Origin of the sequence: Dyadobacter sp. LHD-138, from assembly GCF_030929615.1 — a bacterium.
Taxonomy (GTDB): Bacteria; Bacteroidota; Bacteroidia; order Cytophagales; family Spirosomataceae; genus Dyadobacter.
This window is the reverse complement of record NZ_JAVFVU010000007.1, coordinates 126,003-151,759: the sequence shown is the minus strand read 5'-3', so window position 1 is coordinate 151,759 and position 25,757 is coordinate 126,003. Positions and strand designations below refer to the sequence as shown.

At 43.1% G+C, this 25,757-nt stretch carries 18 protein-coding genes; 7 read left to right on the top strand and 11 right to left on the bottom strand.

The genetic code is table 11. The features are described 5' to 3' along the window. Positions 1–122 precede the first annotated feature (122 nt). From RB622_RS07295 to RB622_RS07265, 7 genes are all read left to right on the top strand, one after another. Entirely contained in the window at positions 123–1,172 is a 1,050-nt protein-coding gene (locus tag RB622_RS07295) for a FecR family protein (protein ID WP_308045899.1), read from the top strand. A 574-nt stretch (positions 1,173–1,746) separates the two neighbouring features. Continuing rightward, positions 1,747–4,830: a SusC/RagA family TonB-linked outer membrane protein gene (locus RB622_RS07290; protein WP_409021419.1), complete on the top strand. Its 3,084-nt coding sequence runs from the start codon at positions 1,747–1,749 to the stop codon at positions 4,828–4,830. 41 nt (positions 4,831–4,871) lie between these two features. Then, positions 4,872–6,380 carry a RagB/SusD family nutrient uptake outer membrane protein gene (locus tag RB622_RS07285; protein WP_308045897.1) on the top strand — a complete coding sequence of 503 codons (1,509 nt, stop codon included), beginning with the start codon at positions 4,872–4,874 and terminating at the stop codon, positions 6,378–6,380. A 338-nt stretch (positions 6,381–6,718) separates the two neighbouring features. Beyond that, positions 6,719–9,418: a c-type cytochrome gene (locus RB622_RS07280; protein ID WP_308045896.1), complete on the top strand. Its 2,700-nt coding sequence runs from the start codon at positions 6,719–6,721 to the stop codon at positions 9,416–9,418. 132 nt (positions 9,419–9,550) lie between these two features. Continuing rightward, on the top strand, positions 9,551–10,459 hold the full coding sequence (locus RB622_RS07275; protein ID WP_308045895.1) for a ThuA domain-containing protein: 909 nt from the start codon (positions 9,551–9,553) through the stop codon (positions 10,457–10,459). A 39-nt stretch (positions 10,460–10,498) separates the two neighbouring features. Continuing rightward, positions 10,499–11,395: a TIM barrel protein gene (locus RB622_RS07270; protein WP_308045894.1), complete on the top strand. Its 897-nt coding sequence runs from the start codon at positions 10,499–10,501 to the stop codon at positions 11,393–11,395. A gap of 19 nt (positions 11,396–11,414) precedes the next feature. Beyond that, positions 11,415–12,305, top strand: a complete 891-nt coding sequence (locus tag RB622_RS07265; RefSeq protein ID WP_308045893.1) for a TIM barrel protein — start codon at positions 11,415–11,417, stop codon at positions 12,303–12,305. Positions 12,306–12,432: 127 nt separating this feature from the next. On the opposite strand, the gene RB622_RS07260 is transcribed toward RB622_RS07265, so the two are convergent. From RB622_RS07260 to RB622_RS07210, 11 genes are all read right to left on the bottom strand, one after another. Continuing rightward, the gene (locus RB622_RS07260; protein ID WP_308045892.1) at positions 12,433–13,305 is read right to left on the bottom strand and encodes a hypothetical protein; all 873 of its coding nucleotides are present in this window, start codon (positions 13,303–13,305) and stop codon (positions 12,433–12,435) included. 146 nt (positions 13,306–13,451) lie between these two features. Further along, complete coding sequence (locus tag RB622_RS07255) at positions 13,452–13,664, bottom strand: hypothetical protein (RefSeq protein ID WP_308045891.1); 213 nt, start codon at positions 13,662–13,664, stop codon at positions 13,452–13,454. Positions 13,665–13,705: 41 nt separating this feature from the next. Further along, positions 13,706–16,852: a CusA/CzcA family heavy metal efflux RND transporter gene (locus RB622_RS07250; RefSeq protein ID WP_308045890.1), complete on the bottom strand. Its 3,147-nt coding sequence runs from the start codon at positions 16,850–16,852 to the stop codon at positions 13,706–13,708. Further along, a complete protein-coding gene (locus tag RB622_RS07245; RefSeq protein WP_308045889.1) occupies positions 16,853–17,155 on the bottom strand; it encodes a DUF190 domain-containing protein in 303 nt (100 codons plus the stop codon). An 18-nt stretch (positions 17,156–17,173) separates the two neighbouring features. Then, positions 17,174–18,553 (bottom strand): magnesium transporter, encoded by a 1,380-nt coding sequence (mgtE, locus tag RB622_RS07240; protein ID WP_308045888.1) that lies wholly within the window; start codon positions 18,551–18,553, stop codon positions 17,174–17,176. Positions 18,554–18,565: 12 nt separating this feature from the next. Further along, the gene (locus RB622_RS07235) at positions 18,566–19,576 is read right to left on the bottom strand and encodes an efflux RND transporter periplasmic adaptor subunit (protein WP_308045887.1); all 1,011 of its coding nucleotides are present in this window, start codon (positions 19,574–19,576) and stop codon (positions 18,566–18,568) included. 4 nt (positions 19,577–19,580) lie between these two features. Then, a complete protein-coding gene (locus tag RB622_RS07230) occupies positions 19,581–20,864 on the bottom strand; it encodes a TolC family protein (RefSeq protein WP_308045886.1) in 1,284 nt (427 codons plus the stop codon). Positions 20,865–21,003: 139 nt separating this feature from the next. Further along, positions 21,004–22,371, bottom strand: coding sequence for a HAMP domain-containing sensor histidine kinase (locus RB622_RS07225; RefSeq protein ID WP_308045885.1), 1,368 nt, complete (start codon positions 22,369–22,371; stop codon positions 21,004–21,006). A 3-nt stretch (positions 22,372–22,374) separates the two neighbouring features. Beyond that, positions 22,375–23,115, bottom strand: a complete 741-nt coding sequence (locus RB622_RS07220) for a carbon-nitrogen hydrolase family protein (RefSeq protein WP_308045884.1) — start codon at positions 23,113–23,115, stop codon at positions 22,375–22,377. 18 nt (positions 23,116–23,133) lie between these two features. Then, positions 23,134–23,820, bottom strand: a complete 687-nt coding sequence (locus RB622_RS07215) for a response regulator transcription factor (RefSeq protein ID WP_308045883.1) — start codon at positions 23,818–23,820, stop codon at positions 23,134–23,136. Positions 23,821–24,257: 437 nt separating this feature from the next. Next, a complete protein-coding gene (locus RB622_RS07210) occupies positions 24,258–25,697 on the bottom strand; it encodes a tetratricopeptide repeat protein (protein ID WP_308045882.1) in 1,440 nt (479 codons plus the stop codon). Between the last annotated feature and the right edge of the window lie 60 nt (positions 25,698–25,757).

The following is a 25,757-nucleotide window of genomic DNA, read 5'->3' as shown; positions in this document are numbered from 1 at the left end:
TATTCAGAGAAGGTTAAACTCATTTCACAGTAAAAATATCAATATTAAAAGAATTTTCATAAACCGTCTAGGGATACATCCCGCTAAAACGACTTAGCTATATAATTCATAATTTCTCTTCTATGACCAGGTCCGATTTTGAAAAACTACTTCAACGCTACACGCGGGGCGAATGCACAGAAGAAGAGAAAATTAGTATTCAGATCTGGTTTGACCAGATTGAAACCAACCCCTTTTTCAATTTAACGGAATTCGAAAAAGCCGTAACCGAGGAAAAGTTATTAGCAAACATTGAAAATAGAATCAATGCAAACAAAATTAAAAAAGACAAAAAACCGTTCCGGGACCACCTCAATTCTTATCTGATTTATGGGGGTGTTGCAGCCTCCCTGATACTGGCTGTTTTCATGATGAGAAGCGAATGGGAGGCCATGAAACACATGATATCGCATAAGATAAATGTCGTAGGAAACACAGAAAAGAATATCATTAACAAGCTCAACAGCACCGATAAACCACAATTAGTGATTTTGGAAGACAGCAGCACAGTTCAACTCGCACCCGGCAGCTGCATTGCATATCAAGCGCATTTCGGGCATGACAAAAGAGTGGTAACACTCACCGGCACGGGCTTTTTCAGCGTCACAAAAAATAAAAAACGCCCGTTTTATGTCCTTTGTGAAGGTACAGTTACCAGAGTGCTTGGCACGAGCTTTTGGGTTAATACGGACAAAAAAACGAAATCCATTGAAATAGGCGTGAAGACGGGTCTGGTCTCCGTGATGGTTAACAAAGACGCAAAAAACGCCGAAGTAAATGCCGGACCAAAGGAAGTGTTCCTTACACCGAATCAGCGGGTTGTATTTTTTGAAGAGAAAAAAAAGGTTGAAAAAACACTTGTTGTGGAGCCGCTGTTGCTGGAAACACCGGAAGTAGCCCGGATGAAATTTGTGTATGAGGAAATGCCCTTGTCAAAAGTAATGGAGGAACTCGGACAGAGCTACGGCGTACAAATCATGATGTCCAGTGAAAAATTAAAGTTGTGCACATTCACGGGAGATTTAACAGGAATGACGTTTGACGAGAAATTCGATCTGGTTTGCGAATCAGTCGGAACAAAATATAACATCCAGGGAACCGGCATCATGCTAACAGGGCAGGGGTGTAAATAGCTTAAATTTTTTTTCATTTAAACCAGTACATATGATATAATTAGACCCAGCACATTTTTTCACAAAAAAGGCCGAAAGTGAGCCACCACTTCCGGCCCCCGATTAACACCTCGCCACTACAACAGATCATCTGCTTCCAGATGATGGCGGGTATTTTATGTTTTATTTTTTCCATCTAATAAAACCATTCAAATTTATGAATCAACCGCGACAATTACAATTGTACGCTTCGCTGTACAAAATTATGAAAATATCTCTGGCACAAGTCCTACTCGGCCTTGTCTTCGGGACCCTATCATTTGCTCATGATATGCGGGCCCAGGAGCTGCTGAACAAAAATATTTCCCTGCAAATGCAAAACGTTGACCTTAAAAATGCTCTGAATAAAATTGAAGAGCTGGCCAATGTGAAGTTCGTTTACAGTATGGAGTCAATCAAGGCCGACAGGACGGTATCCGTATCTGCTGCAAACCAGCACCTGTCGACTACGCTTGATGCGTTGCTGTCTCCACTAAAAATTTCATACCGTGTTGTTTCGGGCCGTATTTTATTACAAAACGAAACACCTGCTAATATGAACCTACCGGCAGTTACAGCAATAGCTGACCGCGCAGTAAAAGGGAAAATCACGGACGAAAAGGGAGAAGACCTTCCTGGTGTCAGCGTGGTGCTAAAAGGAACATCCACCGGTACGGTTTCCAATGAAAATGGCGCTTATTCCATTAACATGCCTGACGCGGGTGGAATACTTATCTATTCCTTTCTCGGATATGTTTCTCAGGAAGTTGCAGTGGGTACCCGTACTACTGTGGATATTAAACTTGAAGTTGATACAAAATCCCTTTCGGAAGTTGTAGTCGTTGGTTATGGTAGCCAGTTGAAAAGGGAAGTGACCGGATCTGTTCAGACCGTAAGTTCTGCTGATATCAAGGATTTGCCGGTTACGCAGGTAACCCAAAAACTTCAGGGACGTCTTGCGGGTGTACAAATTAACCAGGCGACTGGTAAACCTGGTCAGGGGATGTCGGTTCGTATCCGGGGGCAGGTATCTGTTTCTGCGGGTAGTGATCCTTTGTACGTAATCGACGGATTTCCTATAACCGGGAATATTGGTGCGATAAACCCGGATGAAATTGATCAGATTTCTATTCTTAAAGATGCGGCGTCCACTTCTCTTTATGGATCCCGGGCGGCTAATGGGGTAGTTTTGATCACGACAAAAAAAGGTAAACCAGGTGAAACGAATGTGAGTCTGAACGCTTACTACGGCTTCCAAAAGGTCCCTCAAAGGGGACGCGTAAAGATGTTGGACGCCCAGGAATTCGCTCAATTTAAAAAGGAGTACTATGAGGACATGAACCAAACTGTTCCGAAAGAGTTTGCAAACCCCTCAGATTATGCAGGTAAAAACAACGACTGGTACGATGCACTGTTAAGAACTGCGCCTATCCAAAGCTATAACCTTACTATTAGCTCAAACAAGGAGAATCTTAAAACTTCATTGGTTGCAGGTATACTAAATCAGGATGGTGTTGTTATCAACAACAACTACAAACGGTATTCACTTCGGATGAATACGGAGTACGATGTCAACAAATACGTGAAACTTGGTTTCAACATCGCCCCTCAATATGTTTATGACAATACGCCAAGAACAGATGGGGATCGTGGAACAGGGATTCTTTTCAATGCGCTGCATACCTGGCCTGTTATGCCAATTCGTGATGCCAATGGTGAATTGACGAAGTTTAATGAATTCCCTGGCAGTACTGGTAACATTTTTAAATATCCAAACTGGGTTCGTGCTGCCAATGAACTCACCAATGAGAACAGGAATACAAAATTGCTGGGTAATACTTATTTGGTGATTACTCCAATCACAGGACTTACCCTTAAAACCACGCTTAACATTGAGTATGAAAACAATAAGTTTTTCTACTTCAACCCATCTACGGCAACGAGTCAAATTAACGTTCCCATTCCGACGACTGCATCGACAACCCGTCAGAGTTTGATAAACAGTGGATGGTTAAACGAAAACTTGGCGACCTATACAAGGAGTTTTGGAGATCATAATTTTGAATTACTAGCCGGTTTTACGCAACAACGTTACCGCCAGGAATTTGAACGAATTCAGGCAAATACTTACGCTGATGACCGGTTGCCAACCATACAAGGTGCGCTGAACATTGATCGTCCAAATACAGTGAATGGAATCAATGCGTGGTCACTCACTTCGTATCTCTCTCGTTTCTCGTATAACTTCAAAGGTAAGTACCTGTTTACCGCTTCTATGAGAGCTGACGGATCGTCCCGTTTTGGTGCGGACAACCTTTGGGGTACTTTCCCGGCGGTTTCAGCAGGCTGGGTAATTTCCGATGAACAATTCCTGCAAACCGTTCCACAAGTTTCTTTTGCAAAAGTTCGTGCCAGTTATGGACTTATTGGTAACAACAACATTGGTAACTATACGCAGTATGCATTGGTTAACAATACAACCAATGCAGTGTTTGGTTCCAATGTGGCAACCGGTGCAGCTGTAATATCGCTCGCAAACAGAAATTTGAGTTGGGAAACAACCAAGCAATTTGACATAGGGCTTGATCTCGGATTGTTTAATGACCGTATCCAATTCATTTACGACTTTTACAACAAGCGTACCACAAACCTGTTGTATGCCGTACAAATACCGCAGGAAGCCGGATTCGGAAGTTTCAATGATAATATTGGTGAACTTAAATTATGGGGACATGAATTTTCCCTTACCACACGTAATCTAGACGGACAGTTGAAGTGGAAAACCAACGCCAACATTTCCTTCAACCGCAACAAGGTGATGGAACTGGCACCGGGTATTGACCGGGTATATGGTTCGTTCCATATTACACAGGTTGGTCAGCCCTTTGGTCAGTTTTATGGTTTGGTGAAGGAAGGTTTTTACATGAACAAAGAAGACCTGGCTAAGTCGCCAGTAGCTCCGGGACAGTCTGCCATTGGAACCATTAAGTTTAAAGACGTTAACAAAGATGGTAAAATAACGTATGGTGGTGATCAGGACGATCGTACCATTATTGGTAACCCATTCCCAAAATTCACTTATGGTCTTACCAATGAATTCAGCTATAAAAACTGGGATTTGTCTATATCTGGTTCCGGCTCTCATGGCAACCAGCTTTGGGTGAGACACCTTTACAGTACGGCCAACCTGGATGGTGTATTCAACATGGTTGCCGGAGTTAAAGATCGTTTCCGTGTTAAAAATGGCCCTATTGATCCTAAAACCAACCAGAGCTATGCTGAGACGGTCATTACACCTGGTAAGGGTATGTATGGTGCAACCAACAATGGTGGTACGTATACCGGTATTGAACGTGACTGGAATAGTTCACACTTCCTGGCGGATGCATCCTTCTTTACGGTCAAAAACATTACCCTTGGCTATGAAATTGGCAAAGTGAGTAAAGTATTCAAATCTGCCAGAGTTTACGGTTCTGTTCAGAACGTGTATGTTTTCACCAAATACTGGGGCGGACCTAATCCGGAAACCAGTGGTGATGGCGCCGGTACTGGCGATGGTGGTAACCTAAGTCAGGGAGTAGATTTCTCCAACTATCCAGTACCACGTACCTGGACATTGGGTATAAACCTTAACTTTTAAGCGGCATCCGTAGTCAAATTCCATTTTAAATAAAATAAGAAATGAAAGCAAAATATATAGCGGCCTGGCTTTTGGCAATGAGTCTCACCGGTTGCAGAGAAAATTTCCTTACGGTGGTTCCAGAAACCTCTCTGAGTTCGGCTACCTTTTTTGTTACAGAGGCTGATTTTGTACAAGCTGTGAATGCGGCCTATGTGCCGCTGCGAGGCATTTACAACGGTCCGGCCTGGATTTTGAAAGAGATGCACTCGGACAACTCATATTATGCGCGTAACACGCTGTATGGCGCCGTTGATGCCACCGAAAACGTGGCCAACTTTGCAGTACCAACAGCGAACGGAGTGACAGCTAATGGTAACGTTTTGTCTCAGTATCGCCAAAATTACCTGATTATTGCGCGTACCAATCAAATACTCACCTCAATTGATGCCGTGGAGTTTGGCGCCGACTCCAAGAACAATCTGAAGGGGCAGGCTTTGTTTTTAAGAGCCTTTGCCTATTTTGATCTGGTTCGTCTTTTTGGTAAAGTACCCCTGCATTTAACGCCGGTAAAAACCAGAGAAGATGCAGCGCTACCTTTATCTACCACAGAGGAAATATATGCTCAGGTGGAGAAAGATGCATTGGAGGCAAGTAAGTTGCTCCCAAACAAGGCCAAGCAAGAAGCAGGGCGCGTTACCTCCGGAGCAGCCAAAACACTTCTTGCCAATTTGTATCTGACCCAAAAGAAATGGGCGCAGGTTCAACCTTTAATGGAAGATGTTGTTAAAAATGATGGGTATAGTTTAATGCCTGATTATGATAATGCTTTTTCATTTACGGCGACTAACAAAAATAACGCCGAGTCAGTTTTCGAGGTTCAGTACATGGAAGGCCCAGCCGGGTATCAGGGAAGTTTCATTTACGCCTTTATTCCTTCACCGATTACCATTGAGGAATTGAAACCAATTACGGGTACTACAAATACTCAAGGGACTTCTCAGGAAAGTAACAACATTCCTACCCCGGATATGATTGCAGCCTTTGAAACTGGTGATAAAAGGAAAGATGTAAACATTGGGTATGTAACACTGAGCAGTAGTTTGGCGGAAAATAAAACATATCCTTATATTAAAAAATATGCCCGTGTACATACGCAGCATGGTAACACGGGGCAAAACTGGCCAGTGTATCGCTATGCGGAAGTTTTGCTATTTTTGGCAGAATCGCTTAATGAGCAAAACAAACCGGCGGAAGCCGCAGCTTACCTGAATCAGATTCGGACACGTGCTGGCTTAGCGGCTACCACAGCAGCTTCTCAGGCTGATATGCGCGAAGCTATTTTTAAGGAAAGAAGAGTAGAATTGGCGTTTGAAAACAAACGTTGGTTCGATTTGACCCGCACCGGAAGAGTGAAGGAAATTATTGAAGCTTATGGCGCCCGTGTAAAGGCTAATCCAGCGGCCTATTATTTCCCAAAAGGTTCTGCTGCACCAAGTAATGCCTTCACGATACTGGATGACTATTATGGTTTGCCAGCAGATGAAGCTGCACTTACGCCTCATTTTTAAGTGATTAAGTAACAATAACAACAGATAAGTTCGAACCAGATAAAAAGTGTAGTAAGTATCATCTTATTACACTTTTTATTTTTTAAAAAAGAATTAAATATTTAAAATGTATCAAACTTTTAATTATTAAAATACTAATTAAAAATATTATACTTTTAATTAGGTTGTTAGAATTTGCTTAATTTCGGGCATTACCCGACACAGCAGGATGGTGAGTTCACTCATTCGTTTTAAACTTGCAAATCAGACTTTTCAAAGTTTTAATTTGCTTTATTTAAGTCTGTTTTCTATTCATCATAATCTTAAAATTTATAATTACTTAAACGCTGAGCTGTAAAATGTACACAAAAAAACAATGGTCCAGACTTCCAATCACGCTTGCAGTGCTCATGGCTGTGGGTGCTTTTTGCGGGGTTTTAATAAGCAACCGGTCGGCCAAACACCGGCCGCCAGGCTCCAAGGTCGACAAACTTAAACTAGCCGACGGTTTCGTTGCAGAACATCTTTATAGCCCTTCAGAAGAAATGAACGGCTCCTGGGTGTCCATGACTTTTGACAACAAAGGCCGGATGATCACCAGTGACCAGTATGGCGGACTGTTTCGTCTTGAACTGCCAGCCATTGGATCTAATGAAAAACCTAAGGTTGAAAAGCTATTGATTGAAGGCGATACGGCCAAAGTTGCTATGGGTTACGCCCACGGTTTGCTTTATGCGTTCAACAGTCTTTATGTAATGATCAACAACCGTGAAAGCACCCGATTCCCGAAAGGCAGTGGTCTTTACCGTTTGCAGGATACCGACAACAACGACAAGTATGACAAGATCACTTTACTTAAACCATTGGTAGGCGAAGGTGAACACGGTCCGCACAGCATCGTGCTTTCTCCGGATAAAAAATCGTTGTACGTGGTAGCGGGTAACTTCACCGATCTGCCGAAAATGGATTCTTACCGTTTGATGCCAAACTGGAAAAACGATAACCTGTTTCCATGGATCAAGGATCCGCGCGGACATGCCAACGACCGGAATGCACCAGGTGGCTGGGTAGCACATACTGACCCGGAAGGAAAAACCTGGGAATTGATGGGCGCCGGTTTCCGTAACGCATACGACATTGCCTTCAACGAAACAGGCGATCTTTTCATTTATGATTCAGATATGGAATGGGATTTCGGTACACCCTGGTATCGCCCAACCCGCGTTTGTCATGTAACAAGTGGCGCCGAATACGGATGGAGAACCGGATCTGCAAACTGGTCGCCAACATTTGCCGATAACCTTCCGCCGATCATGAACATCGGACAAGGTTCTCCGACAAACCTTATTTACCTGAAAGACGCTCGTTTTCCTGCGAAGTACAAAAATACACTTCTGGCTTTTGACTGGAGTTTTGGTATCGTGCATGGTCTTCACCTGAAACCAAACGGATCAACTTACAGTGCTGATCACGAAGAATTCCTTTCAGGTGCGCCGCTTCCATTAACGGATGGTGCCATTGGCCCGGACGGCGCTTTGTATTTCTTAACTGGCGGTCGTCGTCTTGAGTCTGATCTTTACCGCGTTTATTACAAGGATTACAAAAATATCCCGGCAGGTTCTAACGCAGCAACGGTAACGATTACACCGGAACACAAGCAGCGTACGGAAATCGAACAATACCATACGAAAAAAGACCCTAAAGCAATCGATGCTGCCTGGCCATACCTGAAAAGCCCGGACCGTTTCCTTCGTTTCGCAGCACGTCTGGCGATCGAACATCAGCCGGTTGCACAATGGCAGGCAAAAGCTTTGGCTGAAAAAGATCCACAATCGCTTATCTATGCTTCACTTGCGTTGGGGCGCCAGGGCGATGTGGCTGTGAGAAGTCAGTTGTTGAAAGCGATGATGGGTATTGATCTGAAAAAATTGACGGATGCCCAGAAACAGGATTTCCTTCGCACATTTGAAGTCGTGTTCTCCCGGATGGGCCAGCCCGACGCAGCGCAAAGAGAGCAGCTTATTGCATACATCAGCCCGAACTATCCGTCAGCCAACGCAGGCCTTAACCGTTTCTACGCAAAACTTCTCGTATTCCTTGAAGCACCGAAAACTGTGGACCGTACACTAGCGCTGTTGGAAAGCAACGAGAAGTTTGTTGACAAGGACAATGAAATGGTGACTGCCTCAGCGGATCTTATCCTGAGAAACCCGCAATATGGTCTGGATCTTGCCGGACTTTTGGAAAAAATGCCCCCTGCACAGCAAATGTTCTATGCTATTTTGTTAAGTGCCGAAAAAACAGGCTGGACACCTGCAACACGCGAGAAATACTTTGCCTGGTACAAAAAAGCATTCAGCTATCAGGGTGGACGCAGCTACATTGGCTTTATTGACAAAGCGCGTCAAATGGCATTGCAAAATGTACCAAAGGACAAGTTCGAGTATTACAATAAGTTATCCGGTGCGGATCTTCTGACTAAAAACGGGAATGATCTTGTCAATTTGTACGCTCCAAAAGGGCCGGGACGTGGCTGGAAAGTTGACAATGCAGTAGCAATGGTTCAGGACAGCTTACAACACCGTGATTTTGAGCGTGGAAAACTGATTTACTCGGCCGTATTATGTAGCCGCTGTCACATGATCCAGGGCGAAGGTGCCGATGTAGGACCTGACCTGACACAGCTTGGCTCCCGTTTTTCTCCAAAAGATATGCTTGAAGCCATTATTGAACCGAACAAAACGATCTCAGATCAGTTTGGTTCTATTGCTTACGAGCTGAAAAGCGGAGAGTCAGTTGTTGGCCGTCAGGTGAATGAAGATGCTAATTTCTATTACATCTCACAAAACCCATTTGACCCGAAAACCATTCGTAAGATTTCAAAGAAACTGGTTAAATCTTCCAAAGTGTCTACCGTATCGATGATGCTTCCAGGTTTGATCAACGGTTTGAATCCTGACGAACTGAGAGATCTGGTTGCTTACCTGATGTCGGGAGGAAATAAAAATAACCCGATATACCTTGAGTCCTCAGGTTCTCAAAAGAAGACAGGTAAATAGGTTATTTTTTGAGTAGAATAAAATAATTTAAGCTTAAGTAGTGGTGTCACAGGATCGGCGTTTGGCTTTTGAAAGAAGCAAATTTCGTCGCCCGTGACACCACTTTTTTTACGCCAATTGAATAAATTAATCATGAAACGATTGAAAGTATTACACCTGTTTTTCTGGCTGGTGATCATCGGTTTAGTCTTGACCGAAGCAAAGGCTGAAACACCTTTTGCTAAAAAGATATACAAAGTACTGATCATTGATGGTCAGAATAACCACAGAAATATGGCTGACGGTACGGTCATGATGAAGAAATTTCTGGAAGAAACAGGTCTTTTCACTGCGGATGTCATAACCACGCCAAAGAAAGGAGAAAACATGGACAGCTTTAAACCTGATTTCTCCGGGTACGATGTGGTGCTATCAAATTATAACGGAGACGCCTGGCCCGAAGCAACCAACACGGCATTTGAAAAATTCGTAAAAAACGGAGGCGGATTGGTTATTGTCCATGCGGCCGATAATGCATTCCCTAAATGGCTTGCTTACAATAAGATGATCGGTCTTGGCGGCTGGGAAGGACGAAATGAAAAATCAGGCCCTTACTTGTATTTTGATGAAGCCAAAGGGAAAATGGTCAAAGATACGGCAAAAGGTGTGGGTGGAAGTCATGGTCACCAGCATGAGTTTGTCGTCACAACCAGAGACGTAAAGCATCCGATCATGAAAGGTTTACCGACGGCATGGTTGCATCAGAAAGATGAACTATATGACCGATTGAGAGGACCGGCAGAAAATGTGAATGTTTTGGCGACCGCTTACAGCCCGGTGGAGCAAAAAGGTTCAGGACGTATCGAACCGATGTTGATGACCTTGCAATATGGTAAAGGGAGAATTTTCCATACGACACTGGGACACGAAAACTACTCGCAGAAATGCGTGGGATTCATCACCACATTGCAAAGAGGAACGGAATGGGTAGCAAGCGGAAAAGTGACACAAGCCGTGCCAGCCGACTTCCCGACGGTAACAAAAGGAAGCGCACGACCTTAAATTGAATTACCAGATTAACCATAACTTATAACCCGTTAGATGAAAAGTACATCCAACAGACGTACCGCGTTGAAAAATATTGTTGCCGGAGCGGGCGCATTGAGTTTGCCACTATCCATGACCAACGTCATGGCCGCCTCCGAAAAAGCCCTGGGTACGAAACTGAATGGCAAAATCAATCACTCGGTTTGCCGCTGGTGTTATAGCAAAATTCCATTGGAAACGCTTGCGCTGGAAGCCAAGAAAATTGGACTTACCTCCATAGAACTTTGCGGACCCGAAGAATGGCCCATATTAAAACAACATGGCCTGACCTGCGCGCTTCCCTGGGGCGAAGGCCTGACGAGAAGTTTGGATAAAGGGTTTAATGACCCTAAAAACCACGAAGAACTGATCAAAGGTTTTACCGATATCATTCCCAGAGTACAGGCTGCGGGTTATACTCAGATTATCTGTTTTTCGGGAAACCGTCGCGGTATGAGTGATGTGGATGGCATGATGAATTGTGCCGTAGCACTCCGTAAACTGATGCCGCTAGCCGAAAAACACAATGTTACGCTGGTGATGGAATTGCTGAACAGCAAGGTGAATCACAAGGATTATATGTGTGATCGCACGGAATGGGGCGCAGGACTTTGCGAGATGGTTGGATCGGATAAGTTCAAATTGCTTTATGATATTTACCACATGCAGATCATGGAAGGTGACGTGATCGCCACCATCAAAAAGTATCATAAGTACATTGCGCATTACCACACAGGCGGTGTGCCGGGTAGAAATGAAATTGATGAAACGCAGGAATTGTACTATCCTGCCATTATGAAAGCCATTGCAGAAACCGGTTACAAGGGTTTTGTTGGGCAGGAATTTGTACCAAGCCGCAAGGATGATATTGCGTCTCTGAAACAGGGAGTTACCATTTGTGATATAGCTTAAATCTAGACGCTCACCGAACATGAAAACAACTACAAACAGGCGTACCATACTGAAAAAAATGGCAGCAGGAGCGGGGCTTTCCGCTTTACCACTGACCGTTACCGATATTTTTGCAGCCTCCGATAAGGCGCTAGGCCCGGAGCTTAAAGGAAAAATCAACCATTCGGTTTGCAAATGGTGTTATTCAAAAATTCCACTGGAAACTTTTGCACAGGAATGTCAGAAGATAGGTTTAAAGTCAATCGAACTGCTCGGACCTGATGAATGGCCCATTCTAAAAAAATACGGCTTAACCTGTGCGCTGCCCAATGGTGCGGGTATGGGCATAGAAAAAGGATTTAACGATCCGGCCAATCACGATGCTTTGGTAAAAAGCTACGAAGAACTTTTCCCGAAACTTCAGGCGGCGGGTTATACCACGGTCATCTGTTTTTCAGGGAACCGTCGCGGCATGTCTGATATCGACGGCATGCGCAACTGCGCCGAAGGACTGAAACGTCTGATGCCTTCAGCAGAGAAGTATAATGTAACCCTGATCATGGAATTGCTAAACAGCAAGGTCAACCACAAAGACTATATGTGCGACCATACGGCATGGGGTGCAGGACTTTGCGAAATGATCGGTTCAGAAAAATTCAAGCTGCTTTATGATATTTACCATATGCAAATTATGGAAGGCGACGTGATCGCGACCATCAAAAAATATCATAAATACATCGGTCATTACCACACGGGCGGCGTTCCCGGAAGAAATGAAATTGATGAAACGCAGGAATTGTATTATCCGGCGATCATGAAGGCCATCGTCGATACCGGATTCAAAGGTTTTGTCGCCCAGGAGTTTATCCCAAGCCGCAAAGACGATATTGCTTCTTTAAAACAAGGGGTTACGATTTGTGATATTGCTTGATAAAGCACCTCGAGTGGTAAAAACAAAACTCCCGTTTCTTGGCTTTCGCGAGAGAAACGGGGGTTTTACTTGTCAATTTATTACGTTCATTATGAAGGAATTTATTTACTACATTAATTTATATCGCCTAAAAATTCCTATCTATAATAGCTTTAAGTACTGTTTCTGATTCCTTTTTCATCTCGTTATACAGTTTTTCAAACTCGTCACACCGTCTTTTCGCAAATGGACTATTCTTTTTAATAAATCCGGCGCGCTTTCCTAGAAATTCAAATTTATCATCATAGTCCCAAAATAATTCCCAAGAACAGCCTTCTATATTGGGTAACGCTGTCTCCAAAAATGCATAATCCTTTGTTTGAAATGTAGCTCTTCCAATAAGAAGTTTTTTCAAGTGTTTTAGTTTTAAAATAGGTACAAATGTTGGAAACTGAGTTTTATTAATTATACAGCCTAATGAAAAAACTTCCAGATTTGGAAGTCCCTCTAAAAACTCAAAATCTTCAATTGGTTGATTCCAATCCAGCGTTCCATCGATATGTAAATATCTTAGACTAGTAAGGCCTTTAAGCCCATTAAAATTTGAAACACGTCGAAGGTTTTCAAAGTGTATAGATTTTATTTTTGTTAAATTTTGTAACGGTGCTAAGTCAGAAAAGCCTGATACATACTCGAGTATAATTTCTTCCAGGTTATACAACTTACCGATAAAATCGATGTCTTTTGCACGAAAAAAAGTAACTCTCAGCCTTTTAAGCTTCGTTAATTCTTGTATTGCTTGCACTTGTTCTTTACTTGGGTTGTGTAAAGTCAGTTCTTCAATATTATGACAATCCAAAACTTGTCTCCAATTTTCATGCTCCTTACTTATTGTAAGGATTTTAACAGATTTCTTGTCTTCAATTTCATTATCAGCGAAATAGGCATATCTGTCTCTGTTTGAAACCATGGTCCAGTAATCTCCCGTCCTGTCTAGTAAATCTGCAAAGTGGTGTTTCATTATTCGTTGTCATTTTGGCCAATTCTCATATAGAAGTTCGCAGTACTTTGTATGTGCTGTACTCTTTTAAGCAGCAGACTTAAGACATCTTTAAATTCTGCCTCGGCTTTTTCCGACGTCGTCCCTGTCTCCGGAGCTTATCCCGGTCAGCTGTTTTGTAATATTAAAGATAAAGTTACCAATTTTGCGTAACCAAAATTATCTAATAATGCGCTTCCAAAAGCTTTTTTCTCTTCTAATTGATACTTCAAATCTTCCTTATGAGCTGGCAGAAATTCAAGCGCTCTGCTTTCTTCTCTTAAACTCCGATCTTCTTCCTTTATTTCCCTCCCGGCTTTAAAACGATAAAAACCGCACACGAAATCGTGGCGGTTTTTATCGTGCGTTTTATTCAGGTTATTTATTCCAAATTATCATCCTCCTTCGCCACTTTTACCTTCCTGCGTTTTTCTGCCCACAGGTAAAGGGGCGGCAATAGGATGGGAGCGAAAATTAAGGTACTGGTTAATCCTCCGATGATTACCGTCGACAAAGGTCTTTGCACATCCGAGCCAATACCCGAAGAAATAGCTGCTGGCACAAGGCCAATAATCGCCACGACCAGGATCGATAACAGCGCTCTAAGCTGTTCGGTGGAAGCTGACAGCACATTGCCTCTCAAATCATTTTCGGTGTTCGAAGCGGCCCGGTTCAGTGCGGAAACAAGTAACACGCCGGCCATGACCGAAATCCCGAAAATACTCACAAAACCCACACCAGCGGAAACGTTAAAGTAGTAGCCGCGCATGAGCAGCGCAACGATACCTCCGCCCAGTGCAAAGAGTATACAGCTCATCGTCACCAGGGTATGTGACAGATTTTTGAACAGCATAAACAGGAACAGGAATACCATCACAATGGTTAGGGGAATCGTAAAAGCGAGTTGCTTGCCTGCCCGTTCGAGATTCTCATACTGACCGCCATAGACGATACTATAACCTTTGGGGACATGGATTTTTGCATCCAGTTTTTTCTGCAATTCGGCTACAAAACCACCCTGGTCGCGTCCGTGGATATTGGTCCGGACGGTTACCATTCTTTTGCTTCCGTAACGGTAAATGTTCGTTTGCCCTTCCATAAAATGGATATCGGCCAACTGGTTCATCGGGATTAACGCACCGGTCAGCGAAGGGATCTGAAGATTTTTAATCGCATCCATTGAATTTCGGTATTCCGGTAAAAAACGAACAACAATATCATAACGCTTGGTCCCATCGTACAGAGTGGAAATGGTTTTACCACCGATTGCCGCTTCGATCATATTCTGGATGTCCGCCACATTAATTCCAAAACGTGCCGCATTTTGCCGGTTGATATTGATAGCAAGCTGTTCCTGAGGGCCTTCCTGTTCAATATTCACGTTTTCTGCTCCGGCAGTTGCTTTAACAATTTTAGCAATACTGTCGGCCTTCATACGCATCATGCCCAAATCATCTCCTACGATCGATATAGCCAGATCGGCGGCGCTACCCGTCACGATTTCCATCACCTGGTCAATAATCGGTTGCCCTGATGAGAAAGCAACGGACGGCAATTGCGCTTCCAGGTCGACTTTTATTTTTTGAACCAACGCTTTCTTTGTGATTGTCTTACTCCATAGATCATAGTCTTTTAAACCAATCAGAATTTCATTCCGGTTGGCAGGAAACGGGTCAGTCCCGTCATCATTACGCCCCGACTGCGTGATCACAAACGATATCTGCGGGTACTTGGCGATGATCTTTCTAATTTTGGGCGCATAACTCGCGTTTTCCTGAATGGTGATACCGGCCGGGAAATTACCGCGTAAAAAGATCGATCCTTCATCCAGCGTAGGTAAAAATTCGGAGCCCAGCTTTGCACCAAACAGCACCAAAACCATCACGACACCAAAACCAACCAGTACCGTAGCCTTGTAATAATTCAAGAAAATCGCGGTCGTTTTTGCATATATTTTCGTCAAACCGTCCAGTACGAAATTCTTGTGCTCCTTCATTGGATTGTCCGGATTTGCCAGTTGTTTCTTGTAGGCGAAGGAAATTAACACTGGTATAAAAGTTAACGCAGCTAACATCGAGCCAATAACCGCAAAAGCAAGGGTTAAAGCCATGGGCGAGAAGAGTTTGCCTTCTACCCGTGTCATCAGTAAAATTGGCATATAAGCCAGGATGATGATGGTCACGGAGAAGAAAATCTCCCGGCCCACTTCCTGTGCAGCAAGCAAGGTGATCTTGACAATACCCTGTTGTTTTTCCCCTGCCGTCGCCGTTCTATACTTCCGGATCAGATGCTCGGCCATGACACAGGCGCCGTCCACAATGATACCAAAATCTATCGCACCAAGCGAAAGCAGGTTCGCCGGAATACCTGTCAGACGCATTAATATAAATGCAAAAAGCAAAGAGAAGGGTATGGTCAAAGCGACCACCAGCGCACTTCGGATACTTCCCAAAAAGAAAATCAAAAGAATAATGACAATCGAAATCCCTTCAAAAAGTGTATGCGCGACCGTTTCCAGGGAGTGATCGATCAGAAAACTTCTGTCATAGAGCGGCTTTAAAGTCACCCCTTCGGGTAACTCACTTCCCTGTAATTCAGTCATTTTTTCCTTCAAAACTTTCAATACCTCACTCGGATTTTCATAGCGGCGCAGCAAAATAATGCCCTCAACACCACCGCTAACATCTACACTGTCCTTGGTGATGGTATAGCCCATCACGCCACTTGGCGGCGGCGGGGTAATCTCGACAGTCGCAACATCACGAAGAAATACAGGTACACCATTTTCCGATTTCAGCACAATATTCTGAATGTCCTGTTCAGTTTTGATCGCCCCCAAACCACGTACGGCGAAACCTTGCCCGCCCCGTGAAATGATATTTCCGCCGGTATTCTGGTTATTTTTATCCACCGCATCCATTACATTTTGCAACGAAAGGCCGTATTTGACCAGTTTCTGGGGGGACGTAAGGATATGAAACTGTTTCAACGGGCCGCCAAATGTCGTAACATCTGCAACACCAGGCACTTGCAACAAGGCGGGCTTAATGACCCAATCCTGCAAATCTCTGAGTTGTGTCGGGCTGAAAGTGGGAGGGGCCTCTACCACATAACGCAGGATTTCGCCAACGGCCGTTGACAGGGGAGCCAGTTCAGGCGCTACACCGGCCGGCAGTTCCGCCGCGGCAACACGCTCCAAAACCTGTTGTCTTGCAAAATAATCATCCGTTCCGTCTTTAAAAGTAAGCTGCACAACGGACAAACCAAAAATAGTACGGCTCCTGCGGTCGAGCACATTGGGTGTATTTTGCAGGGCACGTTCGATAGGAACGGTCACCTGTTGTTCCACTTCTTCGGCGGCACGCCCGGGGTACTGGGCAATCACAATAACGTTGGTATCCGCGATATCGGGATAGGCCTCTATTTTGAGCTGGGTAAAACACCAGTAGCCAATACCCATCAATACAAAACTGATGGAAATAACCACCCATCTGTTTCGTAAACTAAAAAAAAGCAAGTTCTTAATCATCTAATTCCACTTGTCTACCTGATGTGTAATAATAAATCCGCTTTTAACTTCTTTGCGCAGTGCCGTCAAAGCTGATTTTACTTTTTCTTCTTCGTCAATGAAGGTGATCATGATGGGCGTTTCATCGAAACTGAACAAGTCAAATGGTCTGTTGATATGTTTGCTCTCATCATAGCCCAACCGGCCGATGAATACCGTAGCACCCCTGATTTGCTCTTTCATAAGCAGCTGCATCATGTATTCGTAGAGCGGCTGTTCGTGGAAAAACTGATCTTTCCCAATAAATATTTGAGCCTGTAGCATAGGTCAATTCGTTTATGTTTAAAGTAAAGTTCCTTTTAACAGGATATCTGCAATACTGAAATAAATAATCAATCCGGTTACATCAACCAATGTTGCCACAAAAGGTGCAGATGAAGCGGCAGGATCAAAACCAAACTTTTTTAAGGCGATCGGTATCATTGAGCCACTAAGTGTTCCCCACATCACAATCCCGATAAGTGAGAAAAATATCGTTGTGGCTACAAGCAAATAGTGCTCCGTGTAATTGAACCAATGTAAATTTTGCCAAAGTACAATTCTCAAAAAGCCAATCGATCCCAACAGGATACCCAGCGTAAATCCTGAAAAAAGTTCTCTCCGCATGACGTACCACCAGTCTTTGATATTCAACTCTTTCAGGGCCATTGCCCTAATAATCAACGTGGCTGCCTGCGAACCGCTATTGCCGCCACTCGAAATAATCAAAGGGATAAATAACGCCAATACAACTGCTTTGGAAATTTCGGTATCAAAGTATCCCATGGCTGTCGCTGTAAGCATTTCACCAAAGAAAAGAACGATCAACCAACCTGCCCGCTTTTTGATCAGTGAAAAAAAAGGTGTTTTGACATATGGGTAATCCAATGCTTCCAAACCTCCGAATTTTTCAATATCTTCAGTGTTTTGCTCCTCCGCCATATCCAGCACATCATCAACGGTGAGTACCCCGAGCAAAACATTATCGTCGTTTACAATGGGCAATACTTCGCGATCATATTCCTTGAATTTATGGATCGCATTTTCCTCGGTCTCATGGATATTCAAACTGACGAAAAAGCCATCCAGAATGCTTTCAATCGTCCTCAGCGGGGAGTTTAATATTAACCTCCTGATGGGTACATCATCAATAAGCCTACCGTTTTCATCGATCACATAAATCACATTGGCTGCTTCTGTATCTTTCTGATTCTGCCTTAAAAAAGCAATTGCTTCTGCAATGGTCATTTCCCTCTTGATTGTCGCAAAATCCGTATTTACCAATCGGGCGATACTTGTTTTGGGATAACCAATAAAGTCTCGTGTCTCGTTACGAACTTTATCCGAGAGGTATTCCAGAAAGGTAGATTGCTCAACAGCCGTTAACCGGGAGAAAAAGTTAAACCGGTCATCAGAAGGTAACGCATTTAGTATCCCCGCTGCCTTTTCCCTTTTTATTCCCAAAACGATTTCCTTTTGCCAGTCAAAGGATAAATAGGCAAAAGCAATGATCTGTGACTGTTCGGGAAGAGAAACAAAGGCCCTCAAGCCAGAATCCAATGGTAAAGAACTAATGAGCACGGCAACATCATTGGGGTGCACAAAATTCTTATGCGTACCCAAACCGAATAGGCCGGTGAAATCATTATTCAGAATTTTCGCTCTGATCCCTTTTATAGTCATTGCATTGGTTTTTTAATAGCCAAAAGAAAGCCCTTTCAACTGCATCACACCTTTGATCGCAACCGCGTCGCCGTTATCAAGTCCTGAAAAAACGATGATTCTGTCACCAATCTGGTCACCAATATTGACTTCCTTACGCTGGAATCCGTTTTCGCCGCTTTTCACAAAAACGTAATTTTTTCCCTGGATCGTGATCAGTGCGTCCTTATTGACACTGATATTTTTACCCTCACTTACGCCAAAACCGACCGTGCCAAACATCCCGGCTTTCAGTTTCCCGTCCGAGTTATTCATGCTGACCCTCAGTTTTACCATGCGTGTTGTCGGATCAACCATGTCCGCGACGTCATCAATCCGGCCATTGAATTTTTCGTTAGGAAAAGCCGTGAATTGCATCACACACTGACTCCCGCTTTTGATCTTACTGATATTATTCTCGGGGATATCACAGGTAACATAAGCAGTACCAACCTTTGCCCGGCGCAGCATATCAGCCTGGAAACCGCCTTCTTTAAGCTTGGTTTCGTGCTCAATAAGTGCCGCTCTTTCGTTGTTCAGATTAGTCTCCTCCATGGACATAGCAGTCTGTGCATCAAGAAGATCCTTGCCCGTAGCAGCGCCATGTTGTTGTAAATCCTGTACACGGCTCAACTCGATTTTCCTTTGTTTGATATTTACATTTTGTATCTGATTGATCATGATCAGATGCTGGATCAATTGCGTATAACTCCCGGCCAGCTCAGGATTTTGAAATAAAACGATGTTCTGTGATGCGCCTTCGTTAGACTTAATGACCGTTGCTGAAACCGTTGCCGGTGCTGCAATATCCGCCGTCAGTGTGCTGCTTCCAATTGTTTCCGTCTGAAAAAACTTAACACTTTCCGCTTTCGGGAAGTCGATTTTGACGCCGTTGTCGGTAATTTTAGGTTCAATATTCTCTACCCTGGCGGATTTCTCCTCCTTTTTCCCGCAGGAAACAAGCAGTATTCCCAAAAGCCAGCCGTACTTAAATAAATTCTTCATGGTATTATTGCGCGATTTGATTAATGATGCCGGAAGCGTATAGGAGTTTAATATAGCTCTGACGATATAATTGTAAGGTTTCGTAGTATTGCTGCTGCGTGTCAAGCCAGCTCCGTTGTGCTTCGAGGAAGTCGATAATCGTTGTACCACCACGTAGATAAGCGTATTTCACATTATTCAGAATCGTCTGAGATTGCGTGAGTAAGCCGGTAAAATTCAGCAGATTTTGTTTCTGTGTCTGATAGCTGCTGAAAGCCGTAGAAATTTCACTTTGAACCAACGATTGTGTTGCCAGCAGATCCTGTTCTGCCTGTTGCTTCAATACCTTCGACTTTCTGATCTCACCCTGATTCCTCGAAAAAATAGGAATTGCGATTGTCCCGTAAACACCCAAGTAGGGAGCGCCGTTTTGAGGATTGAAAATGGCACCCAGTTCCGGAACCGGCAAAGCCATTGATTTTTGAAGTTTGATGTTGGCGTTGGCTACATCAATGGTTGATTTCAAAGTCTGGATATCACTGCGGGACTGTAAAGCCTGTTGCAGCAGATCGTCCACGTTTGCCGGAAAAGCGAACTGAAAATTATCTGTGGTGTCTACGTTAACGTCGTCCTGAATGCCCATCAGGTATTTAAGATTTGTAATTTCGTTCTTGTAATTCTGATCCGCTGACTTCATCTGAACCTTGTACTGATTGGCCAGCAGTTCCGTTCTGGCAAGATCCGTCGTGGTAATCACCTGATTTTTCAAACGCACTTTATTGATAATCACCAGACTGTCAATATTATTTTTGGCAATATTCAAAATATCAAGCTGCTTCCGGGCTGACCACACATCCAGCCATTTACTTGCCACATCCTGAAATAAATTCCGTTCGGTTTCCTTAAATGCCTTCTGATTGAGGATCACATTCTGATTAGCAAAATCAATCTTGTTTTTCCGCAGTTGCGGCATCTCAAAAGGCTTCGTCACCTGCCACCAGACCTGGCGGTTCAGATGGTTTCCCCAACCGGTATTGTCCGGAAATTTCGATGCTTTAACCAATTGTAACGACTGATTGTTCAGGATCGGATTGGGACGTAAACTGGCTGTAACAATATCTGTTTCAGCGATATTTACGTTCAATTGTTCCTTTTTCAGCATCGGATTGTTCGTTTTAGTGGCCTGCAACGCTTGTTGCAAATTGTATTGGTTTTGGGCAGAAACCGGCTCAAAAATCCAAATCGCTGTAACGATGGCGGTGATTATTATTGCTCTGAAATGCATTGCTTTCCTATTAATTGCTAACATGATAGCAAAAGTGCATTTAGTATATAACAAGTACCGTTAGAGACCTTATAGAAAATTATTAGAAAAACATTAGAGTGCAATAAAGTGCCCTGAGCGCGTAGGGGAGTGGTTTCCTGAACTTCCGGTGTTCAACAGACTTTCACAAATGGGGGAGTGCTACCGTGAAAACAGCGCCCTTGCCAATTTCTGATTCAACGGAGATCGTGCCTCTGTGGAGAGAGATTATTTTTTGGGTAAGGGAGAGGCCAACGCCATTTCCTTCGGCAAATTTTTTATTATTTCCTCTAAAGAATGGGGTAAAAATTAATTTTAAATCTTCTTTAGATATACCAATTCCATTATCAGAAAACATTAAAATTAATTTTTCATTTTTAAAACTAATTTTAATCGTCATGGCCGGCTCCTTGGAGAACTTCCCTCCGTTCTCCAAAAGATTGGTAAATGCTACATTCAACAAGTACTCATTCCCTACCACCGATATTTCATCATCCGTATCAAATTCATTTTCGTAATGTATGTCGATCAAATAATTCGGGTGCTCCTTTTGAACTTTCTGCCGTGCGTCCAAAAGAATCTCATCGACCCTGACCTCTTTAAACCCGATCTCCGATGGGTCATAACTCGCCTTTGCAAAGTCAAGCAGACTATCCGAAAGTTTCGATAACCGGTATGCGTCAATCAAAGTATTGGATATAACTTGCTTATATTCAGCTACACTACGCTCCTTATACGTTGACAATTCAAGCTCGGCAATCAGCACGGCAAGTGGCGTCCTCACCTCGTGCGAAATGTTCGACACAAATTGTTTCTGGGCATCAAAGGAATTTTCCAGTCTGTCCAGCATCTCGTTAAATGTCGCAGCCAGCTCGGCCAACTCATCTTTTCCATCGGCATGACTTAATCTGAGATCCAGGTTCGAGGCGGTGATACTTTTTACTTTGCCAACAATTTCCGTTACCGGCAAGAGTGCTCTTTTAGAAAAAAATCTACCGGCAGCATAAATCAGGATAATGGAGCAGAAAAAGACGAGCCAGATCGTTTCACTTAAAAGTCGTAACTTACTATACCCATACTCGTCGTAAGCAGACGCAGTCAAAACATAATTCTTGCCCTGGTATGGAAACAATAACCCGACAACCTGCCAGTCTTTCTGATAAAACCGGATGTATTTTTTCGTCCAGATCCGGTTGATCATCTGTTTGGTCTCCTTCACTTCATCAATATCCGCTGCATCGTGATAGAGCAAATTGAATGACGTATCATAAATAGCCACCTGCACCTCGCTCAGTGTCTCACGATTATTTTTGTAAATTGTCTGAAGCGTATGCGCATCCACTTTGGCTTCAAAAAACAATTTCGCCTTCGTTAAGGTTTCCTGATGCAGCCGCTTGAAAAACTCACTTTCCCGGCTTTGGTATGCAGAATAATAAACCAGCCCCGCAAAAACCAAGAGTATGGCAGCGGTTAGTACCGTAAAAAGGACACTTAATTTGCTCCGGATTTTCATAGCTCAGCCGATCTTCAGTACTTTTTGCTCCCAGGTATTATCCAATTTATTCATAATAAGCAAGCCTTCCCCCGTACCCGCAAAACGCCCGGCAAGTTCTCCCGAATTTGTCCAGAAAGTGCTTTCGCCAGCTGAAAGATAATCATAGGATGGCCCACCAAAATTAGACATTAATACATTCATTGATAACTCCTTAGCATAGGATTGAAGATCACTAAGACCTTCGTCGATTCCACTTGGCGTATAAAAAATACTCGCTATGTAAAGACTGGTATCTAACGCAGAGGCTCTTGCCGGATGTATAGGATTTGTTATATCAGCACAAATAGCCAGGGAAACAATTTCATTGCCCAGACCAAATTGCAGGTCCGTATTTATACCTGGCGTAAAGTATTTTTCTTCACCGTCATGTAAAAACTGTTTGGTATAAACCATATCCGGAAATCCGGGGCGAAGTACAAACATACCAATGTGTAAATCGGTGACAAGAAGGATAGGGGCTCCCGCCAAAATAACAATGTCTTTGGCTTGTGACAGCGCTCTTAATGCAGCCAAACGTTCATCCTCAGGAACAAAGGCGAGCGATTTCGCTAACTCACGCTCGTAGCCGGTGATAGACATCTCGGGAAAAACGATAAGTTTAGCCCCATGATCCGCGGCCAGATTCGAAAGCCGGATATGGTCAGCGAGATTCGTAGGAATATTATTTCGTTTAGGAATTGTCTGGGCTGCGGCAATGGTCATGGCAATTCTTTATCTTTATTATAATGCTTCGTTTCTCAAAATAAAACCCATGCCGGACTTGGTATGAATCAGTTTCGGATCAAAATTCTTGTCAACCTTTTTTCGCAAGTAATTGATATACACATCAATAAAATTTGTTCCGGTATCGAAATGCGTGTCCCATACCTTATCCGCAATTTCCGCTCTTGACAAAACACGTTCCTTATGCTGCATCATGTATGCAAGCAGCTTAAACTCTTTGGGCGTAAGCACAATTTCTGTTCCCGAGCGTTTTACAATTTTCGTCTGGTCATTCAATTCAAGATCCGCATATTTCAGAATATAATCTTCATGTTTGGCTGTAAGGCCGCTACGTTTCGATAAGGCGCGAAGGCGTACATGTAATTCCCTGAAATCAAATGGTTTAACGAGATAATCATCGGCGCCGGCATCAAAGGCTTCAACCTTGTCGTTGGTCGTTCCCAGTGCCGTAAGCATTAAAATGGGTATATCCGGTTTCACAGCCCGGACTTCCTTACACAAATCAATTCCATTGACACCGGGTAAAATGATATCCATAATAATCAGGTCATAATCATTTTCCAGCGCAAGATATTTGCCTGTCAAACCGTCAAACGCCAGGGTAGCCGTGTAGCCATTTTCTTCCAATCCCTGCCTGACAAGGACCGCCAATCTTTCTTCGTCCTCAATGATCAGGATATTCATAAACGCAAATTTGTACCTTTTACAAACATACTACGATTTCAACTAGTAAATCGCAAATATCTGAGTTTCGGATGATCAATTTCACGCATGTTCATACTAATAAACCGACCTCACAACGATAGTTTCAATATTTCTTTGGTAAAATCCTAATATTGATTCAATATTGAAATTAAACCCGTCAGATATTGAACATTAAAACATCGACCTAAATAAATGAAACTGAATAAATTAAGCGAAAAATACCTGATTATATACCGCACGAGAATTGAACGAGTAAGTCAACCCGACCATATGACCAGTACAGACAAATCTCGTCGCATATTTTCCTGACCCATTTGTTGTATAATTTATATTATGTTAAATAAGTATTCTCACATAAAAGAAGATACCTATTTACAGGTATCTTCTTTTATTTATTGTATTCCTTTATTAACTTCTTATTCTTCTACACAAACAACTCCTTTACCAGAAAATTGTTCAAGAACGTTGTTTACGGTACCTAGGTTTTCCTTAGCATCCGCTTCGTCTTTTACCTGAATCGCTTTTTCGAAATATGGCTTAGCTTTCTTGAAACGACCACATACACGTCCTTCAACTTCTTTGCCGCGAGCCTGATAATCTGTCATGCTCATGTTATCAACTTCGCGTTTCAATTCAACAGCTTCGTTGAAGTAAAAAACACCCAGGTTATACAACGCGTCGTAGTTAGCTGCGTCAAGTTCCAAAACTTTCTTGTAAGCACCGATCGCTTCTGTGTTAGCAGTTGCCTTTTTTGCTTTCAAGTCAGCAAGTTCTTTTTCCAGTGCAGCATTGTCATTTCCTTTGGCAGCATCTTCCGCCGCTTTGATTTCAGCCTGAATTGATACCACTGCGTCAGTAGCTTCTTTTTTCTTACCCGCAGTTTCGGTTAACTGGCGTTTCAGATCAGCAGCATTTTTTGGCGCTTTCTTCAAAAGGCCTGAGATACGTTTCGTTTCACCGTCGTAGATCTCAATTTTACCTTTTTCAGCTTCCAGTTTTTTACCTAACTCAGCAGTCTTCGTTGTTCCAGATCCTAATTTACCCTGAACTTCTTTGATCTTTCCACCTAATTTGGTGTTCATGTTATCATAAAGAATACCCAGGTTAACGATGTTCTGAACATTTGTCGGGTCCGATTTCGTAAGATTCGTTAACTCTGTGATCGCCTGATCTTCTTTACCAGACGCCAACAGGATATTAACAACCTCAGATTTCAAATCCTTGTTATTTGGAGAACGCTCCAAACCTTTGTTCAAAGTAGCAACCGCTTTATCGAAGTTGTTTTCAGCACGGTACAATTGAGCAAGTCCGTAGAATACGCTTGGATCTTTCCCGCCGTTTTCCGCATATTTTTCAAATTGCGATTTTGCTTCCTCTTTCTTGTCTATTTGCTGTGCAGCGATACCACCGTACAAACTTGCCAGTGTGTCTTTCTTATTGATTTCCTGAGCTAACTGGAACATCTCCAAAGCACCACCCAGATTCTTTCCCTGGTATTTTTCGGCACCTTGTTTTACAAATGCATTGAACAAAGTAACATCTTCACCCGTTAAAAATTTCTGAGCATCTTTACCTTTTTTTGTTGGCTCAAGCTCTACTACTTTTTTATATGCTTCATAGGCAGTCTTCGCAGCACTTGAATCTATTTCAGATCCTTGAGCAGCAATGTCCGAATATGTTTTTGCACGATCCATCCAGAAACCTGCTTTTGCACTTGCTTTGGGATCAGACACCCCTTTATCGCTTTTTTCTTTATCCTTACGGAGTTGATCTACCATCGCCTTGTTAACAGCATCCTGCGAATAAGCAGAAAAGCTAAGAAGGCCAAGTGCAGAAACAAAAAACATTTTTTTCATAGATCTCAATTGGTTGTGAATGATAATTTCAAAATACAAATATTAATAATTACGCTAATT

Bases quoted from the DNA above. Each gene is read 5' to 3' on its own strand.
- RB622_RS07295 (WP_308045899.1), top strand. From the start codon at position 123: ATGACCAGGTCCGATTTTGAAAAACTACTTCAACGCTACACGCGGGGC.
- RB622_RS07290 (WP_409021419.1), top strand. From the start codon at position 1,747: ATGAACCTACCGGCAGTTACAGCAATAGCTGACCGCGCAGTAAAAGGG.
- RB622_RS07285 (WP_308045897.1), top strand. From the start codon at position 4,872: ATGAAAGCAAAATATATAGCGGCCTGGCTTTTGGCAATGAGTCTCACC.
- RB622_RS07280 (WP_308045896.1), top strand. From the start codon at position 6,719: ATGTACACAAAAAAACAATGGTCCAGACTTCCAATCACGCTTGCAGTG.
- RB622_RS07275 (WP_308045895.1), top strand. From the start codon at position 9,551: ATGAAACGATTGAAAGTATTACACCTGTTTTTCTGGCTGGTGATCATC.
- RB622_RS07270 (WP_308045894.1), top strand. From the start codon at position 10,499: ATGAAAAGTACATCCAACAGACGTACCGCGTTGAAAAATATTGTTGCC.
- RB622_RS07265 (WP_308045893.1), top strand. From the start codon at position 11,415: ATGAAAACAACTACAAACAGGCGTACCATACTGAAAAAAATGGCAGCA.
- RB622_RS07260 (WP_308045892.1), bottom strand. From the start codon at position 13,305: ATGAAACACCACTTTGCAGATTTACTAGACAGGACGGGAGATTACTGG.
- RB622_RS07250 (WP_308045890.1), bottom strand. From the start codon at position 16,852: ATGATTAAGAACTTGCTTTTTTTTAGTTTACGAAACAGATGGGTGGTT.
- RB622_RS07245 (WP_308045889.1), bottom strand. From the start codon at position 17,155: ATGCTACAGGCTCAAATATTTATTGGGAAAGATCAGTTTTTCCACGAA.
- mgtE (WP_308045888.1), bottom strand. From the start codon at position 18,553: ATGACTATAAAAGGGATCAGAGCGAAAATTCTGAATAATGATTTCACC.
- RB622_RS07235 (WP_308045887.1), bottom strand. From the start codon at position 19,576: ATGAAGAATTTATTTAAGTACGGCTGGCTTTTGGGAATACTGCTTGTT.
- RB622_RS07230 (WP_308045886.1), bottom strand. From the start codon at position 20,864: ATGTTAGCAATTAATAGGAAAGCAATGCATTTCAGAGCAATAATAATC.
- RB622_RS07225 (WP_308045885.1), bottom strand. From the start codon at position 22,371: ATGAAAATCCGGAGCAAATTAAGTGTCCTTTTTACGGTACTAACCGCT.
- RB622_RS07220 (WP_308045884.1), bottom strand. From the start codon at position 23,115: ATGACCATTGCCGCAGCCCAGACAATTCCTAAACGAAATAATATTCCT.
- RB622_RS07215 (WP_308045883.1), bottom strand. From the start codon at position 23,820: ATGAATATCCTGATCATTGAGGACGAAGAAAGATTGGCGGTCCTTGTC.
- RB622_RS07210 (WP_308045882.1), bottom strand. From the start codon at position 25,697: ATGAAAAAAATGTTTTTTGTTTCTGCACTTGGCCTTCTTAGCTTTTCT.